Origin of the sequence: Robiginitalea marina (assembly GCF_024006985.1) — a bacterium.
GTDB classification, from domain to species: domain Bacteria; phylum Bacteroidota; class Bacteroidia; order Flavobacteriales; family Flavobacteriaceae; genus Robiginitalea; species Robiginitalea marina.
On the sequence record NZ_JAMXIB010000013.1, the window covers coordinates 75,155 to 90,296 of the forward strand.

At 57.8% G+C, this 15,142-nt stretch carries 13 protein-coding genes; 8 read left to right on the forward strand and 5 right to left on the reverse strand.

All coding sequences use genetic code 11. The features are described from left to right. Positions 1 to 4 precede the first annotated feature (4 nt). The 6 genes from NG653_RS13285 to NG653_RS13310 all read left to right on the forward strand — a co-directional run bounded on the left by NG653_RS13285 (position 5) and on the right by NG653_RS13310 (position 7,105). Entirely contained in the window at positions 5 to 1,417 is a 1,413-nt protein-coding gene (locus tag NG653_RS13285; protein WP_252742207.1) for a hypothetical protein, read from the forward strand. A gap of 39 nt (positions 1,418 to 1,456) precedes the next feature. Next, positions 1,457 to 2,320 (forward strand): DNA-binding response regulator, encoded by an 864-nt coding sequence (locus NG653_RS13290; protein ID WP_252742208.1) that lies wholly within the window; start codon positions 1,457 to 1,459, stop codon positions 2,318 to 2,320. A gap of 68 nt (positions 2,321 to 2,388) precedes the next feature. Continuing rightward, positions 2,389 to 2,562 (forward strand): hypothetical protein, encoded by a 174-nt coding sequence (locus NG653_RS13295; protein ID WP_252742209.1) that lies wholly within the window; start codon positions 2,389 to 2,391, stop codon positions 2,560 to 2,562. 11 nt (positions 2,563 to 2,573) lie between these two features. Continuing rightward, complete coding sequence (locus tag NG653_RS13300; protein WP_252742210.1) at positions 2,574 to 3,680, forward strand: MraY family glycosyltransferase; 1,107 nt, start codon at positions 2,574 to 2,576, stop codon at positions 3,678 to 3,680. Positions 3,681 to 4,021: 341 nt separating this feature from the next. Further along, positions 4,022 to 4,723 carry a DUF6090 family protein gene (locus NG653_RS13305; RefSeq protein WP_252742211.1) on the forward strand — a complete coding sequence of 234 codons (702 nt, stop codon included), beginning with the start codon at positions 4,022 to 4,024 and terminating at the stop codon, positions 4,721 to 4,723. Positions 4,724 to 5,068: 345 nt separating this feature from the next. Further along, the gene (locus NG653_RS13310) at positions 5,069 to 7,105 is read left to right on the forward strand and encodes a S9 family peptidase (protein ID WP_252742212.1); all 2,037 of its coding nucleotides are present in this window, start codon (positions 5,069 to 5,071) and stop codon (positions 7,103 to 7,105) included. 239 nt (positions 7,106 to 7,344) lie between these two features. On the opposite strand, the gene NG653_RS13315 is transcribed toward NG653_RS13310, so the two are convergent. The 4 genes from NG653_RS13315 to NG653_RS13330 form a co-directional block, all read right to left on the reverse strand. Then, positions 7,345 to 8,607 carry a DEAD/DEAH box helicase gene (locus NG653_RS13315; protein ID WP_252742219.1) on the reverse strand — a complete coding sequence of 421 codons (1,263 nt, stop codon included), beginning with the start codon at positions 8,605 to 8,607 and terminating at the stop codon, positions 7,345 to 7,347. 225 nt (positions 8,608 to 8,832) lie between these two features. Next, on the reverse strand, positions 8,833 to 10,641 hold the full coding sequence (locus tag NG653_RS13320) for an adenylate/guanylate cyclase domain-containing protein (protein ID WP_252742213.1): 1,809 nt from the start codon (positions 10,639 to 10,641) through the stop codon (positions 8,833 to 8,835). 8 nt (positions 10,642 to 10,649) lie between these two features. Next, positions 10,650 to 10,979, reverse strand: a complete 330-nt coding sequence (locus NG653_RS13325; RefSeq protein WP_252742214.1) for a hypothetical protein — start codon at positions 10,977 to 10,979, stop codon at positions 10,650 to 10,652. A gap of 238 nt (positions 10,980 to 11,217) precedes the next feature. Then, on the reverse strand, positions 11,218 to 12,024 hold the full coding sequence (locus NG653_RS13330) for a 3-keto-disaccharide hydrolase (protein WP_252742215.1): 807 nt from the start codon (positions 12,022 to 12,024) through the stop codon (positions 11,218 to 11,220). A 409-nt stretch (positions 12,025 to 12,433) separates the two neighbouring features. Here NG653_RS13330 and NG653_RS13335 point away from each other — a divergent pair, with 409 nt between their 5' ends. Then, positions 12,434 to 13,678: an LVIVD repeat-containing protein gene (locus NG653_RS13335; RefSeq protein ID WP_252742216.1), complete on the forward strand. Its 1,245-nt coding sequence runs from the start codon at positions 12,434 to 12,436 to the stop codon at positions 13,676 to 13,678. A gap of 134 nt (positions 13,679 to 13,812) precedes the next feature. Here NG653_RS13335 and NG653_RS13340 read toward each other — a convergent pair whose 3' ends face one another. Beyond that, positions 13,813 to 14,142, reverse strand: a complete 330-nt coding sequence (locus NG653_RS13340) for a YegP family protein (RefSeq protein ID WP_252742217.1) — start codon at positions 14,140 to 14,142, stop codon at positions 13,813 to 13,815. 418 nt (positions 14,143 to 14,560) lie between these two features. Here NG653_RS13340 and NG653_RS13345 point away from each other — a divergent pair, with 418 nt between their 5' ends. Beyond that, positions 14,561 to 14,845: a hypothetical protein gene (locus NG653_RS13345; RefSeq protein WP_252742218.1), complete on the forward strand. Its 285-nt coding sequence runs from the start codon at positions 14,561 to 14,563 to the stop codon at positions 14,843 to 14,845. Positions 14,846 to 15,142 lie beyond the last annotated feature (297 nt).

A 15,142-nucleotide genomic window follows, 5' to 3' on the forward strand; every position in this document is an offset into this window, starting at 1 on the left:
GACCATGGGGAAAACCGCTCGCGTTCTGTTTGGGGCCCTGGCGGGCCTTTTTTTGCTGGCACCGGCCCGGGGAGGGGCGCAGGTGGTGCCCATCGGGAACCTGCGGACCCTGAAGGGCACGGCCGTGGACCCGCACACCCGTACCCTCTACGCGATGTGGCCCGACAGCATCCGGCTGTACCTGGCGCCCGATTACCGCCAAAGCCGGCTGGTGAAGGTTCCCCGGTTGGATGCGGATTTTCCCCTGTCGTTCCACGTGGTAACCGCCGATTCCACCCTGTACATGGTCCAAGGGATGGGCGGGATGGTCTACCGCCTGAAAGGCGACAGCCTCCGACGCCTCGACCATTCCTTTACCCACAAGATGCAGATTGGTTCCACCTTATTTGTAGAGAACGATACCATTTTCCGCTATGGGGGGTACGGGTTCTGGTCGCACCGCAACTTCTTTACCTACTTCAGCAAGGCCTCCCGCGAATGGGAAGTGGTGGCCCCCACCGGCAGCGAGGAAGTACCCCCGGGCAGCGACAATTCCTACATCACCCGCAGCGGGCCCTACTGGTACGTCTTCGGGGGGAGGGTTCTGGACCCCATCGACCCCCTGAGGATGCATCCGAACAGGGACCTCTGGCGGTACCACACGGGGGAAAAGCGGTGGGAATTCCTGGGCTCCATGAAAGACAACTTCGAAAAGAACCCCATGGTGGTCCACCTGGGCGACAAAATCCTCTTCGGGAACCCAAACCGCCATGAGTTTTTTCTGGTCGACCCGGGGAACAACCGCCTGACCACCCATAAAATCACCCCGAAAAATTACGGGGTGTTGCCTATGGACATCAACGCCAGGCAGGGCGGTTCTTTTTACACCGACGGGCAGCTCTATGTGCTCAAAAGCCTCAACCGCCCACGGGCAGGGGATCCGGATGGCAAGGTCGGGTTTGAAATCATGCCCCTTGAAGACTTCCTGGGGCCTGCGGTGCGGGAAGAAGCCCTTTACGGGCGGGCCGGGTTCCCCTGGGGGCCGGCCGGCGGGGTGCTGGGGGCGGCCCTGGCGGTAGGTTTGCTGGTGCTGGGGCGCCGCAGGTTTCGCGAACGCGACAAGATTTTGGTAGGTGAAGGGGGCATGCGCTATAAAGGCCGACGCCTCGACATCGACCCCCGCTCCCTGGCCGTGCTGCTGCTGCTGTTGCGGGCCGACCGCGACGTGCCCGCCCAGCAGGTGCTGGACCTGGTGGAAAAACCCCACCTGAACCCCGTACACAACATCAAAGTGCGCAACCAGGTGGTGGAAAGCCTGAATTTCCGCTTTAAAACCCTGCTGGAAACCGAGGAAGACCTCATCCGTGCGTACCGTTCGGAGCAGGACAAGCGCATTAAGGTGTACCGCATCGACAAGGGGCCCTTTTTGCTGCGGTAAGCCCCGGTTTTCCGATGGTTTAAAAATACCTGCATTGCAATGCAGCTAATTTTCGGAGGCCCTGACAGGCCGCTGCGCTACTTTCGCCTTACGGAAACCCGCACCCCGGAACCCAAACTTTTCGGGGCCTGTGCGGAAACCCGTAAGGAACCCATGAAAGGAGCCCGTAGTTTTGGACAAGACAGCAAGGAAGCGGCCCGGAAGCCGCCTTCCCTGCCGAACCAAAAATCGCGCATTATGTTCAAAAAGGTCCTGGTTGTAGAAGACATCGACAGCATCAACATCGGGCTCACGGCCACCCTCAGTGCGTCCTTCCCCTTTGCCATAGACCACGCCAAGTATTGCGACAACGCCCTGCTGAAGCTCAAAAAGGCGCTGCTCGACGGGGAGCCCTTCGACCTGCTCATCACCGACCTGTCGTTTAAAGGGGGCCCCGGCAACGGCCAGCTCCACTCGGGGGACGAACTCATCTGCGAGGCCAAGGCCCTGCAGCCCGACCTGCACACCATCATCTATTCCATCGAAGACCGCGCGCACAAAATCAGGGAATTCATGGAAGAGCTGAACGTAAACGGCTATGTGCTGAAGGGGCGGGAGAGCTCGCTGCAGATGGTGCAGGCCATTGAAGCGATCAGCAGGAAGGCCACTTACCTGTCGCCCGAATTGTCGCGCAGCTTAAGCCAGGCCCCGAGCCTGGAAATCGATGAATACGACCTGTTGCTGTTGCAGGAACTGGCCAGCGGGTACTCGCAGGTAGAGATAGCCGACCGCTTTGCCCAACAGGGCATTACCCCCAGCAGCCTGAGCAGCGTGGAGAAACGCATCAACCGCCTGAAAGATTATTTCATGGCGCGAAACATCCCCAACCTGATTGCCCTGGCCAAGGATATGGGGTTGTTCTGAACGGATTTTAACAGTTGCGAAACCGATTTAGTGCCCGGGCCTGAGGAAACCCGTAAGGAAGTTCGCCCATGGGAGAATACCTTTGGTCGTATCCCCCGAATCAGGGCCGGAAAGCCCCGGAAATACAGAGAACCCTAACCAACCGCTATATGAAAAAGAACTACATCCACGCCATCACCAACGAATTCAGAAGCCTTCCGGAGGGGGTGCGCCCCTGCCTTCCAGCCGTGACCCCTCTCTAAGACGCCACGCCATGTTCCCAGAAGGACTGTACACTGCCCTTACCAATCCCTATGCGATCACCGCCCTTGCCGCCGTTTTGGCCTACTGGGTGTCGGTGCACCTGTACCCGGTGATCATTTACCTGAGCCAGGCCAAAAACCTGATGGAAGAGCCCGGGGAGCGCAGCGCCCACCAGTACCGCGTACCCACCTACGGGGGGGCGGGCATCTTTATCGCCTTCAGCGTACTGGCCATGAGCCTCTCGTGCCTGGGCAATTGCCCCCAGGAGGCCCTGGCCCGCATCCTGAGCCTGATGGCGGGCATATCCATTTTGTTTTTCCTGGGCATCAAAGACGATATGGTGGGGCTCGACCCGGCCAAGAAGTTCGCCGGGCAGCTGGTGGCCGCCGGCCTGGCCATTTTTGTGGGCGGGGGGTGCATCGAAAGCCTCGACGGCATTTTCGGCCTGGGCGAGCTGCCCTACCTGGCCTCCGTTTTGTTTACCACCTTTGTGTTTCTGCTGGTGGTGAACGCCTATAACCTCATCGACGGCATCGACGGGCTGGCGGGTTCCCTGGCCCTGATCGCCACCATCGTGTTCGGGGGGTTCTTTTTGGTGGCCGGCGACACGTCCATGGCCATCACCTCCTTTGTGCTGGTGGGCGCCCTGCTGGGCTTCCTCCGCTTTAACCTCTCGTACACCAAACGCCTGTTTATGGGCGATTCCGGCTCACTCTTCGTGGGCTTCCTGCTGGCCTTCCAGGCCGTGGTGTTCCTGGGGGCGAACCAGCAAACGTCGCCCTCCTCCATTTTGTCGAATGCGCCGGTGATTGTGCTGAGTGTTTTTATGTTTCCTCTGATTAACTTGTTCTCAACCTTACTATTTCTAATTAAGGTTAAAAGGTTAGATAATTACTTCTGGAAATCCCGATCGCTAGACAAACCCTTTCTTAAAAAGAGATTCCCCAGAAGACATAGCACTCCTCAAATTCTGCTCAAGAGCCTTTTGATTCTTGTAATTAGTTGGCTCGTCCAAGACATTTCAATTCATTTACATTTTTATTTGGTCCTCGCAATAGGTGTTTTACTTTTTCAATTGCCAAAATCCAAAATGCTTCCTCTTTCCGAGATTTACTAATTTAAGAAACAGAAGTCTAGTTCCTAAACTCAGTTGGTTTGAATCGGAGAAAAGATTAAATGCCATATTCGAAACCTGACTGATATTCCCTCCCAAGAAGGACTTAATCGGTCCCTTCGAAGGGCACCGGTAATAGAGAATAGCGCTCTAAGGAGCTTATCTAGAAATATCATTAATCGAGTCCTGCACACCATTCATGAGATTTTCACCCTGAAGTGAGCTTCGCGCTACTTCAGGGGTTCGAAATGACAGCTCCCCCCCCGCAGCATTCTTCCATTGCCCACTGCATAGTCCCCCAAAATCCCCTATCTTCGGAACACCCAACCCGTTAACCCACCGCTGTGTTCCGCTTCCTCCGTACCTTACGCCTCAGCCTGCTGGCTGAAAACCGCACGCGCAAATACCTGTTATACGCCATCGGGGAGATTGTGCTGGTGGTGCTTGGGATCCTGATCGCGCTTCAGATCGACACCTGGAACGAGGTGCGGAAAAACAGGGCCTTTGAAAAGGAGGTGCTGGCGCAGATCAAAGAAAACCTGCTTCAGGACAAGATGGTGCTGCAGGCGGTTGCCCGAAGTTACCAGGAAGCTATAGCGGCATCCGGAAAGCTGTTGGACCCCTCAAAGAGGAGCGCCTTCCCCGATAGCATCCCCTTCTGGCTGGGCCGGGTAGCCCGGTTTGAGCGCTTCAACCCCCTTACCAGTTCGTATGAGGTGCTTAAATCCAAAGGGCTCGATATTGTTTCCAAAGACACCTTGCGGCTGTTGCTCGGCCAGTATTACGACGACAAAACCGCCAGGGCTTCTTTGGCGATGGAAGATATCGAGTATTCCTTTAACAACGAATGGCTGCCCCTGATGCGGGATCACATCACCGATTTCAAATTCGGGAAGTATTTGCGCGTAATTTCCATGGATGCCTTCCTGAACAACACCAACATCCTGCGCATCCTGGTCATGAACCGCGATAATTATAGTGCAGGGCTGGTTCAGGTACAGGGCGTCCTGAACCATATTGACACCCTGCTTTCTGAACTCCCGTAACGCCCCACAAGCTCCGCTTCCAGTGAAACGTATTTCCACGGCCTGCACTTCGGGGAAAGGAAGAGCCTGTGGAACAATAACGCCAACAGGGACTGAAAAATCCCTCCCGGGAAGCACAACTCGGTCCCCTCCTCCGGAGGGGATTTAGGGGTGGGTAGGCTCGGAAAACCCACCCCTGGCCCCTCCCAGGAGGGGAATCCTGTGGTAGGTGTTTCCTCCCAGGAGGGGAAGAGTGTAGCGCAGCAAAGGGCTGACTGAGAAACCTCACCTGGCCAGACCTGCTCATTATTGATAAGAGTTCTCACACGTTTCGTATCTTCAGGGGCCTAACTCCATCCTACCCCTATGAACACCCGTTTGCTGCTTTCGCTGTGGGCCTTCACCATGCTGACCGGTATGGGCCACGCACAGAAGAACCCTTCCTTCGAAGAGGTCATTTCCCTCGAAGGGCTCGCCAACCCCGTGCTTTCTCCCGACGGGCGGCATGTGGCCTTTGAGAAAACCACCACCGACTGGGCCGAAAACCGCTTCGACCGGGAGCTCTGGCTCTCCAAAGACGGGGGCGCGCCCATCCCCCTGACCCATAACCCGAAAGGCAGCAGCCAGGGGGCCCAATGGTCGCCCGACGGACAGTGGCTCGCCTTTGTGTCGGACCGGGGCAACGACGACCAGATTTACCTGCTGCGCACGGCCGGGGGCGAGGCCTTCCCCCTGACCGATGTGGAAGGGGGCGTGGGCGATTTCGAGTGGCGGCCCGACGGGGCGCAGATCGCCTTTTTGCGAAGGGAAGACCAAAAAAAGGCCGAGGAGGCCCGCAAGGAGAAGTACGGCGCCTTTGAGGTAGACGATGCCGAATACCGCCGCGCCCGGCTCTGGGTGCAGGACGTGGTGCCTGCCCGCCTCACCGAAGCCCCCCTGCCCGAACAGGCGAACGATTCCGCCTGGAAAGCGGCCCGCAAACCCCGCGCGCTCATCGACAGCGTCGACTTCCACATCCGCGGGTTCAAATGGTCGCCCGATGGCCGGTACATTGCCTTTACCCGCCAGCCCGACCCGCTGATCAACAGCTCGCGGCATGCCGACATTTCCATCTATGACGTGGCCTCCGGCACCCACCGGGTGGTGGTGGGCAACCCCAGTTCAGACACCTTTATCGACTGGTCGCCCGACAGCCGCAGCATCCTCTTCGGCAGCGCCGGGGCCGACACCACCTCGTATTACTACAAGAATTCCCGCATTTTCAGGATGGAGCTGGACGGCTCGGGTACCCGCCCCCTGGCCGCCGATTTTGACGAGGACCTGGGTGGCCTGCACTGGACCGAAAGCGGCATTTACGGCACGGCCTGGCAAAAAACCCGCCGGCCCGTATTCCGCATCGACCCCGCCACCGGCCGCGCCCGGGAAATCGCAACGGGCCTCGATATGGCCTGGCAGCTTTCCTTCGACAAAAGCGGGAAGCAGGTGGCCCTGCTGGGCCGCCTGAACGACGGCCTCTGGGAGGTCCGCAAGGCCGACACAGGGTTTAAAAACAGTACGGTAATCGCCTCAGCCACCCCCCAGATTGAGGGCTGGGCCACCGCCCAAAGCGAGGTGGTCCAATGGCAAAGCCAGGACGGGGCCACCATCGAAGGGGTGCTCCACAAGCCCAGGGATTACGACCCCGCCAAAAAATACCCCCTGCTGGTGGTCATCCACGGGGGGCCGACGGGCATTTCCGCCCCGGAACCCGTACCGGCCTACGTGTACCCCATGGTGCAGTGGCTCAACAAGGGGGCCCTGGTGCTGCGGCCCAACTACCGCGGTTCGGCCGGGTATGGGGAGGCCTTCCGCTCCCTGAACGTGCGGAACCTGGGGGTGGGTGATGCCTGGGATGTGCTCTCGGGGGTGGCCCACCTGGAAAAGCAGGGCCTGATAGACCCCGACAAGGTGGGCTGTATGGGCTGGAGCCAGGGCGGGTATATTTCGGCCTTCCTGGCCACGAATTCCGACAAATTCAAGGCCTTTTCGGTGGGCGCCGGCATCTCGAACTGGGTCACCTATTATGTGAATACCGACATCCACCCCTTTACGCGCCAGTACCTGCAGGCCACGCCCTGGGAAGATATGGAGATCTACCAGCGCACCTCGCCCATGACCAACATCAACAACGCCTCCACCCCCACCCTTATCCAGCACGGGGAAAACGACCGGCGCGTGCCCATCCCCAATGCCTATGAGCTGCTGCAGGGCCTGCGCGACGTGGGCGTGCCGGCCAAACTGGTGGTTTACAAGGGCTTTGGCCACGGCATCACCAAGCCCAAAGAGCGCCTGGCCGCCATGTGGCACAACTGGCAGTGGTTCGGGAAGTACCTGTGGGGGGAGGAGATTGAGTTGCCGGAGTGACCACTCCGCCTGAAGGCGGATAGGTCATTTCGAAGGAGGGAGTCCCGATAGCTATCGGGACGACCGACTGAGAAATATCACCTAAGAAGCGCTGCACGGTCCCCTCCTCCGGAGGGGATTTAGGGGTGGGTTCCTAAAGGCCTGCATACGATTCATGAGGTTTCTCACCAACACGAACCCTGAACCCATTGGCTAATTTGCTAATTCGCTAATTAACCCACTACCTCCTCCGCCGCGAACTACCGCCGCCGCCAGCCGCCGCCCTGACGGCCGCCGTGCTGCTTGCGCTGGGCGAAGAACTCCTGCTTGCGGCGCTGCTTCTCCTTTTCGTGCTCCTGCTTTTCCTTCGCATTCATGGGGCGGTCGGTCTGCGGGAACGGGTGGTCTTCCACCACGGTGAGCTCCTGGCCGATGAGTTTCTCGATATCGCGGATGTATTCGTTTTCCTCAGGCTCACAGAGCGAGATGGAGGTGCCTTCCTCCCCGGCCCGGCCCGAGCGGCCGATCCGGTGGACGTAGGTTTCCGCCACGTTGGGGATGTCGTAGTTGATCACATAGCGGAGCTGGTCGATGTCGATGCCCCGGGCCGCGATGTCGGTAGCTACCAGCACCCTGATGCGCCCGGCCTTGAAGTCGCCCAGGGCCTTCTGGCGCTGGTTCTGCGATTTGTTCCCGTGCAGGGCGGCCGCGTGGATGCGGTGCTTCTGCAGGTTGCGGGTGATTTTGTCCGACCCGTGCTTGGTGCGCGCAAAAAGCAGCACCTGGTCCATATCGGCGTCCTCCAGCAGGTGCAGCAACAGCTCGCCCTTGGTTGCTTTGTTCGTGTAGTAGAGGTATTGCTGGATGGTCTCCGCAGCCGAGGAAACGGGGTCTACCGCCACCTTTACGGGGTTGTTGAGGATCTTGCGCGACAGCTCCACGATGTTGTCGGGCATGGTGGCCGAGAAAAAGAGCGACTGCCGCTCGCGCGGCAGCACGGCGATCAGCTTGCGGATGTCGTGGATAAAGCCCATGTCGAGCATGCGGTCGGCCTCGTCGAGCACAAAGTACTCCACGTGCTTCAGGGTAATGTACCCCTGGTCCATCAGGTCGAGCAGCCGCCCGGGGGTGGCCACCAAAATGTCGACCCCGCGCCGCAGCGCATCGGTCTGGGACCCCTGGCCCACCCCGCCGAAAATGACGGTGTGCCGCAGGCCGGTGTACTTCCCGTAAGCGGCAATGCTTTCCCCGATCTGTATCGCCAGCTCGCGGGTGGGGGTTACGATAAGGGCCCGGATGTTGCGGGAGCGCTGGTTCTGTTGCCCGTCGCGATACAACAGCTGCAAAATGGGCAGCGAAAAGGCCGCCGTTTTGCCGGTGCCGGTCTGTGCGCTGCCCAGTACGTCGCGCCCTTTGAGCAGGGGCGGTATGGCCTGTTGCTGGATGGCGGTGGGGGTTTCGTACTTTTCTTCTTTGATCGCCTTCAGCAAAGGCGCGATCAGTTCCAATTGTTCAAACGTCATGTTTTCGTGTTGCGATCCCATGCGATTGACCTCGGTGGAATCTGGTTTTTTGTTTTACGGCGCGAAGGTAGTGCTAATAAAGGGGCTTTCGGCGATTCTTGGGATTGATTTGTGATTTCAGTGGCAGGTAAAGGGCTTTGTCATTTCGAAGGAGGCTCCCTATAGCTATCGGGACCGACTGAGAAACCCCACCAAGAGGGATCTGCACATCTTTGATGAGATTTCTCACCCCTCCCCCACAAAATACATCTTAAGCTTCCCGCGGTTCTTCACGCTGAGCTCTCCCCGGTAGTGGCAGGGGAAATCGGCTTTGACCAGCTGGTAGGTGTTTTCGGAGATGTTGATCTTCCCGGGTTCGGAGGCCGATTCCATGCGGGAGGCGATGTTCACCGCATCGCCCCAGATGTCGTAGGCGAATTTCTTGGTGCCCACCACCCCGGCCACCACCGGGCCGGTATTGATGCCAATGCGCACGTTGAACCCGCCCTGCCCCCCGGGCATGCCGGCAGCCGACTCCCTTACGAAGCGGACGATCTCCAGGGCGGCTTCCACACACTGGCGGGCATGGCCTTCGGAGGGGAAGGGAAGGCCCCCGGCGCACATGTAGGCGTCACCGATGGTTTTGATCTTCTCGAGCCCGTGGCGGTCGATGATTTCGTCAAACTTGGAGAAGTAAAAATCGACCCGCTGCACCAGTTCCTCGGGCGACATGCTTTCCGCATACCCGGTAAACCCTTCAAAATCGGTGAACAGGATGCTGACCGATTCGAATTTCTGGGCCCTCACCCGGCCGCTTTCCTTCAGCTCCCGGGCAGTTTCCTCGGGCAGGATGTTGCGGAGCAACTGGTCGGAGCGGTCTTTCTCTTCCTCGATGATGCGGTTGGTGCGGCGGATGTATTTGTTGCGCCGGAAAAGGCTGAAGGCGATCAGGGCGATCAGCACCCCCGACACCCCCGTGGCGATCACCACAATGCGCTGGTTCCGCTGTTGCTGGCTCAGCAGGTCTACTTCGGCCTGTTTCTGCGACACCTCGAAGTCGGTGCGCAAATCGGCCATCTCCTGCACCGATTTCAGGTTCCGCAGGCTGTCGCGGGCGGCGATATGGTCTTTGTAGTGGGAGTAGGAGGCCGCGGTATTGCCGGCCGCGGCATACAATTCGGAAAGCTTCTTGTGGGCATCGCTCACCTGTTCCTTCAGCCCGTAACGCGTGGCCAGGTCGAGGCTCCGCCGGGCGTACCCCAGGGCTTCTTCCGTGTCGCCCTGCTTCTGGTAGATGTCGGCCAGGTAGGTCAGGTACACGCTAATGGGGTAGTAGTCTCCTTGCTCCTCCAGCAGCGCGATGGCCTGGTTGATGTTGGCCAGGGCAAGGGAGTCCTGCCCCATCTCGGCCAGCACCATGCCCAGGTTGCCTTTGTTGTAGGCGACCCCGGGACCATAGTATTTCCTTTCATAGATCTGCCCCGATTCCTCAAAGTGTCGTAGGGCCTTCGGATAGTCCCCTTCAAAAAAATAAAAATCCCCGGCATTCATCAAGGCCGCGGCCAGCTCGAGGGTATCGGTGGTTTTGCGCAACAGGTCAATGGCCTGGTCGTAATACCGGGTGGCATTGGCCGGGTTTTTCATGATGGAATACACATCGGCGATAGCCAGGTAGGCAGCGCCCTCAAACCCCATTGATTCGGTATCCCGGGCCGCCGAAAGCGCCTTGAAAAAGGCCTCCAGGGCCTGCTCCGGTTCCCCAAGCATTAACAGGGAGTACCCCTTTCGGATGTATCCGCTGTACAGGGGTCGCTTTTCCCCGGTCTCTTTGGCCAGGGCGATGAGTTCTTCGGAATACCGCAGCGCCTGCTGCCGGTCGCGGACCTCGTGAAAGGCGAGGTCGCGAAGGAGTTCAAAGCGCGCCGCCCCTTTCACGGTATCCGCTGCATAGATTTGGGCCAGGCTGTCGGCCACCTTCTGGTCCTGCCCGTGCAAAGGCAGCAGGGACAATAGGCCCAGGACCGCGCAGGCCATTTTCATTTGAAGCGTACCCAAGCGGTTTGTTATTTGGTATTCACGGTGATTTTCGGGTCCAGGGGTACGGCCTTGTTGGACCCCACAGCCGTGGCGTACACGGTGTAGGTTTCATCTTTCCCCCCGGCACTGTCGGAGATAATGCCTTCCCAGTTTTTGGAATTGGACTTTTGGCTCGGCCCGCTGCTGAAAACATTGGTGTCGCCGGTATATTCCACCGAGATGCTCGCCACCCCGGAATCGCTCTTGATCTGCCACTTTACGGTGTCGCCCGGGTCGCAGGTCACATTACCGCCCTTGCTGAGGATCGCCGTGCCGTCGGGATTCAGCCCTTTGACGTTGACTACTTTTGTCGCCATGTTTTCTGGTTTTTAATGGTTGGGCAGAGAAGGTACGATTTTTTCATGGCCCTGGGGGTTATTTTTTTGGGGGGGATAAGGACGTGTCATTTCGAAGGAGGCTCCCGATAGCTATCGGGACCGACTGAGAAACCTCTCCAAGCAAGACCTGCACATCATTCATGAGATTTCTCACCCCTGAAGTGAGCTTTGCTCTACTTCAGCGGGTTCGAAATGACACCGCTTTATCCCCGCCGCGCTACTCCCGGCTTAAATCCTGCAGGGCAATCCGCCGGAACTCCGTCGGGTGGCTCTCGGCCTGGATGGCGATGTAGCCCGAGGCCATGGGCCTGCCTTCTGCATAGGCGTCGGGGTTGTAGTCGCTGATGGCCCCGCCGCCCATGACGGGACGGTGGTAGGTGAGTACGGTATCGCCCTCCACCAGGTGGTGGATGACCGAATCGCCCAGCACCACCATTTCCACCGTCACCCACTGGTCGCCCCGGTAGGTTTTGGAGGTGGAATTCATGCAGTGCTCGGTGCGGAGGGCCCCGCCTATGACCACATTGGAGCCGGGGGTGCAAAGGTTCATGGTGGGGCGCTCCCCTGCTTCCCGCCCGCCCAGCAGCTGGGCCTCCAAAGAAATGGGGAAATCCTGGTGCAGGCCCATGCTGGCCGCCGATTGGCTGTGCAGCATAAAGCCGTTGTTGCGGTAGGCCCAGTCGGGCCCGCCGGGTACCTGTTCCCCCACAAAGCGGTATTCGGCCCGCAGGCGGTAGTGGGAGAACGGGGTTTGGTAAAACAGGTGCCCGAATTCCTCATTGTAGGCCTCGTACTGGTCGTAGGAGACCTTCAGCACCCCGTCTTCCACCCGAAAGGTGTTGTTGTAGTTGTCGCCCAGGGCAAAACCCCGGATCTTGACATCCCAGCCCTCAAGGTCCCGTCCGTTGAAAAGCTCGATCCACTCCGGCTCCGCGGCTGCGGGTTCCGCCGGGGGCACAGGGGTTTTGTCGCGGCATCCGCTGCAAAGCAGCGCCAGCAGGATGACGGCTGTAAGGGTTTTCATAGGCATCTTGGGCAAAGGTGTTTTCCTAAGGTAGGTTTTTTTGGGGGAAATGACAGGTGTACTGCCCCCGTGTCATTTCGAAGGAAACCCCATCGGGGGTGGCTGAGAAACCTCACCTTACAGCACCCGCACATCATCAATGTGGGTTCTCACCAACGCAACCCCTAACACCATTGGCTAATTCGCTAATTGACAAATTTGCAAATTACCCCCCTGACAAGCCCGACTGAGAAATCTCACCTAAGAAGCGCTGCACGGTCCCCTCCCACGGAGGGGATTTAGGGGTGGGTTCCCAGACCTGCCCATCATTCATGAGCCATCTCCCCCTCCCTTCCCCGAATTTAACACAGGCCGGAAGCAACGCGCATTGGGGATTTGTATCTTTAAGGTAGCCTTCGAACGACCTGCCATGAAACCATCCACCCTTTTTCTGCTGCTTTTCGCCATGCTGTCCGTAGTTTCCTGTGAACAGGACGATGATCCCCAATTACAGGAATTCCTGGTGGCCCGCCCCCTGACGATGACCCTGGAAGCCTTTGCCCGAAGCGTGGAGGTGGCAGCCCCGCAGCCCCTGCAGGAATCGGGCAAGATTTATGCCTATGCCGACTTCATTTTCGTAAACGAGCCCTACAAGGGCATCCACGTGATCGACAACCGCGACCCGGCATCCCCCGAAAAGATCCGTTTTATTGCCATCCCCGGCAATGTGGACCTTTCGGTAAAGGACAATTACCTGTTTGCCGACAGCCTGCAAGACCTGGTGGTGCTCGATATTTCAGATATGGACAACATCCGTCCGGTTACGCGGCTGGAAGGGGTGCTGCAAGACAACATCCCATGGCCCTTTGAGGCCGACATTGTGGAATATGGTTCCTGGGACCCCCAAACCGAAGTCCTGGTCGGCTGGGAGCTGACCACCGAACGCCTGCCGGCAGAAGAAGTCCAGAACCGCTTGTGGCGAAACGATGCGCTGATGGCCGAGGCCGCTGCCGATTCGGGCACCGGGCAGGGGGGCTCCATGGCGCGGTTCAAGATTGTGGGCGATTACCTCTATGCCGTGGACAGCCACAACATCAATGTCTTCGATATCGCCAACCTGGAAGCGCCCAATGCCCTTGACGATGTTTTCGCGGGGTTCGACATTGAAACCATTTTCCACCGGGGCGACCACCTGTTCCTGGGCAGCATGCGGGGCATGTATATTTTTGACATCACCTCGCCCGGGGCCCCATCTTTCGTGTCGGAATTCCAGCACGGTACGGCCTGCGACCCCGTGGTTGTGGACGGCGATTACGCCTTCGTGACCCTTCGCGGGGGCAATGAATGCGGGGCCATGGAAAGCGGGCTCTTTATTGTGGATATCAGCGACATCACCAACCCCGAACTGGCGATCAGCTACCCCATGGACAGCCCGTATGGCCTGGGGGTACAGGCGAACCAGCTGTTTGTTTGCGATGGGGCCTCGGGCCTGAAGGTCTACGACAAATCGGATGTGTTTAACCTGGTGCCCCTGGCGCATTTCAAAGATGTGGTGCCCTACGACGTGATCCCGCTTTCAACCCACCTGCTGATGGTAGGCGATGGCGCCCTGATGCAGTATCGCTATAACGAGGCGGGCCTTGAATTGCTCAGTTCCCTTTTGCTTAAAGGGTGACCTGCCCCTTCGGAGGAGGGCCGCAGGTGCGACTGAGGAAGCTCACGCAGTCCTGATCTTCCCAAAGGGAACCGACGGAAAGAAAAAAACCCGGCAATGCCGGGTTTCCTATTTTTCAAGGATCGGACGTTGCCTTATTCCTCCATCTCCACGGAGGCGCCCGGGGCGTTGTTCTTCACGGAAGCAATTCCATTTTCCATGGCGTCTTCAGACGAATACATCTGGCTGTTGCCGATGATCTGAGCATTGGCTGCCTTTAAAACAAAATACGGGCGGCCGTCCTTGGCCGCCTTGCGCTCGAATTTGCTGTCGTCCGCTGAGTTGTTGCGCACGGACTCGATCCCGTTCTCACAAGCGGCCTTGGTGCTGTATCCCTGGCTGGTGAGGATGACCTGTCCGTTGCTTGCCTTCAGGTTGAAGTGAAATTGCCCTTTGTCGTTTTTGGTAATTACGAATTTTCCCATTGATTAACTTTTTAAATAACCCCATAATAATATTGAAAATCTGGCACTTTTTAGGTTATGAATGTGTAAAATGTCGAAAACCCTTTCCTGAGGGCCTGTTATTTGGAAGGATCCCTCCCGATAGGGATCGTGACTATCTGGGGAAGCAACAACCGGAAAACCTTCCCTGAGCAGCGCTGCACGGTCCCCTCCCACGGAGGGGATTTAGGGGTGGGTAACCTGAGAAGCTTAGGCGTCGTTTTCCCTGAATACCCTAATAAGAAACCCCTTACAGAATAGATCTTCTCGCAATTTTGTCCTCAACATCCGGATTTCCCCTCACTTCGTCTTATTTTTCCTTCAACCTACCCAATAAACTGTAGCTTCGGAGGACATTGAAGCAATCCAACACCCATGGCTGAGTGTAAAAAGCCGTGTTATGGAAATGACCAAGAAGCATTTTATCCTCATTCTGGCCCTGGTAATAACGGGCTTCCTTATCGGGATTTACCTTCAGGATGTACAGCACCGAAAAAGCACTGAGGCTGCCTGGAAGGCCAACCGGTTCAACCTGGAACGGTTTAATAAGATCAGGTCATACACCATTAAACTGCATCAAGGCAACTGGCGGGCTATGCGCGACAGCATCGGCCAGGAACTCGACAGTTTTATGATCCTACGGTTCCGCAAAGAGATGGATAGCCTGAATCGTTTGGGGGAATAGCGGCACCTGCCCACCATTACTGAGAAACCTCACCTAAGAAGCGCTGCACGGTCCCCTCCCACGGAGGGGATTTAGGGGTGGGTTCCCAAGGACCTGCACATCAAAAATGTCATTTCGAAGGAGGGAGTCCCGATCCCGATAGCTATCGGGATCGGGACGACCGACTGAGAAACCTCATCTAGCATGACCCGGACACCTTTCCTGAGTTTTCTCACCCCTGAAGTGAGCTTCGCTCTACTTCAGGGGGTTCGAAATGACATGTGGGCCAATTACAATTGCAACTGCCGACTGCCAACT

Bases quoted from the DNA above. Each gene is read 5' to 3' on its own strand.
- NG653_RS13340 (WP_252742217.1), bottom strand. From the start codon at position 14,142: ATGGGAAAATTCGTAATTACCAAAAACGACAAAGGGCAATTTCACTTC.
- NG653_RS13310 (WP_252742212.1), top strand. From the start codon at position 5,069: ATGAACACCCGTTTGCTGCTTTCGCTGTGGGCCTTCACCATGCTGACC.
- NG653_RS13285 (WP_252742207.1), top strand. From the start codon at position 5: ATGGGGAAAACCGCTCGCGTTCTGTTTGGGGCCCTGGCGGGCCTTTTT.
- NG653_RS13325 (WP_252742214.1), bottom strand. From the start codon at position 10,979: ATGGCGACAAAAGTAGTCAACGTCAAAGGGCTGAATCCCGACGGCACG.
- NG653_RS13335 (WP_252742216.1), top strand. From the start codon at position 12,434: ATGAAACCATCCACCCTTTTTCTGCTGCTTTTCGCCATGCTGTCCGTA.
- NG653_RS13295 (WP_252742209.1), top strand. From the start codon at position 2,389: ATGGGAGAATACCTTTGGTCGTATCCCCCGAATCAGGGCCGGAAAGCC.
- NG653_RS13300 (WP_252742210.1), top strand. From the start codon at position 2,574: ATGTTCCCAGAAGGACTGTACACTGCCCTTACCAATCCCTATGCGATC.
- NG653_RS13330 (WP_252742215.1), bottom strand. From the start codon at position 12,024: ATGAAAACCCTTACAGCCGTCATCCTGCTGGCGCTGCTTTGCAGCGGA.
- NG653_RS13315 (WP_252742219.1), bottom strand. From the start codon at position 8,607: ATGACGTTTGAACAATTGGAACTGATCGCGCCTTTGCTGAAGGCGATC.
- NG653_RS13290 (WP_252742208.1), top strand. From the start codon at position 1,457: ATGCAGCTAATTTTCGGAGGCCCTGACAGGCCGCTGCGCTACTTTCGC.
- NG653_RS13345 (WP_252742218.1), top strand. From the start codon at position 14,561: ATGGAAATGACCAAGAAGCATTTTATCCTCATTCTGGCCCTGGTAATA.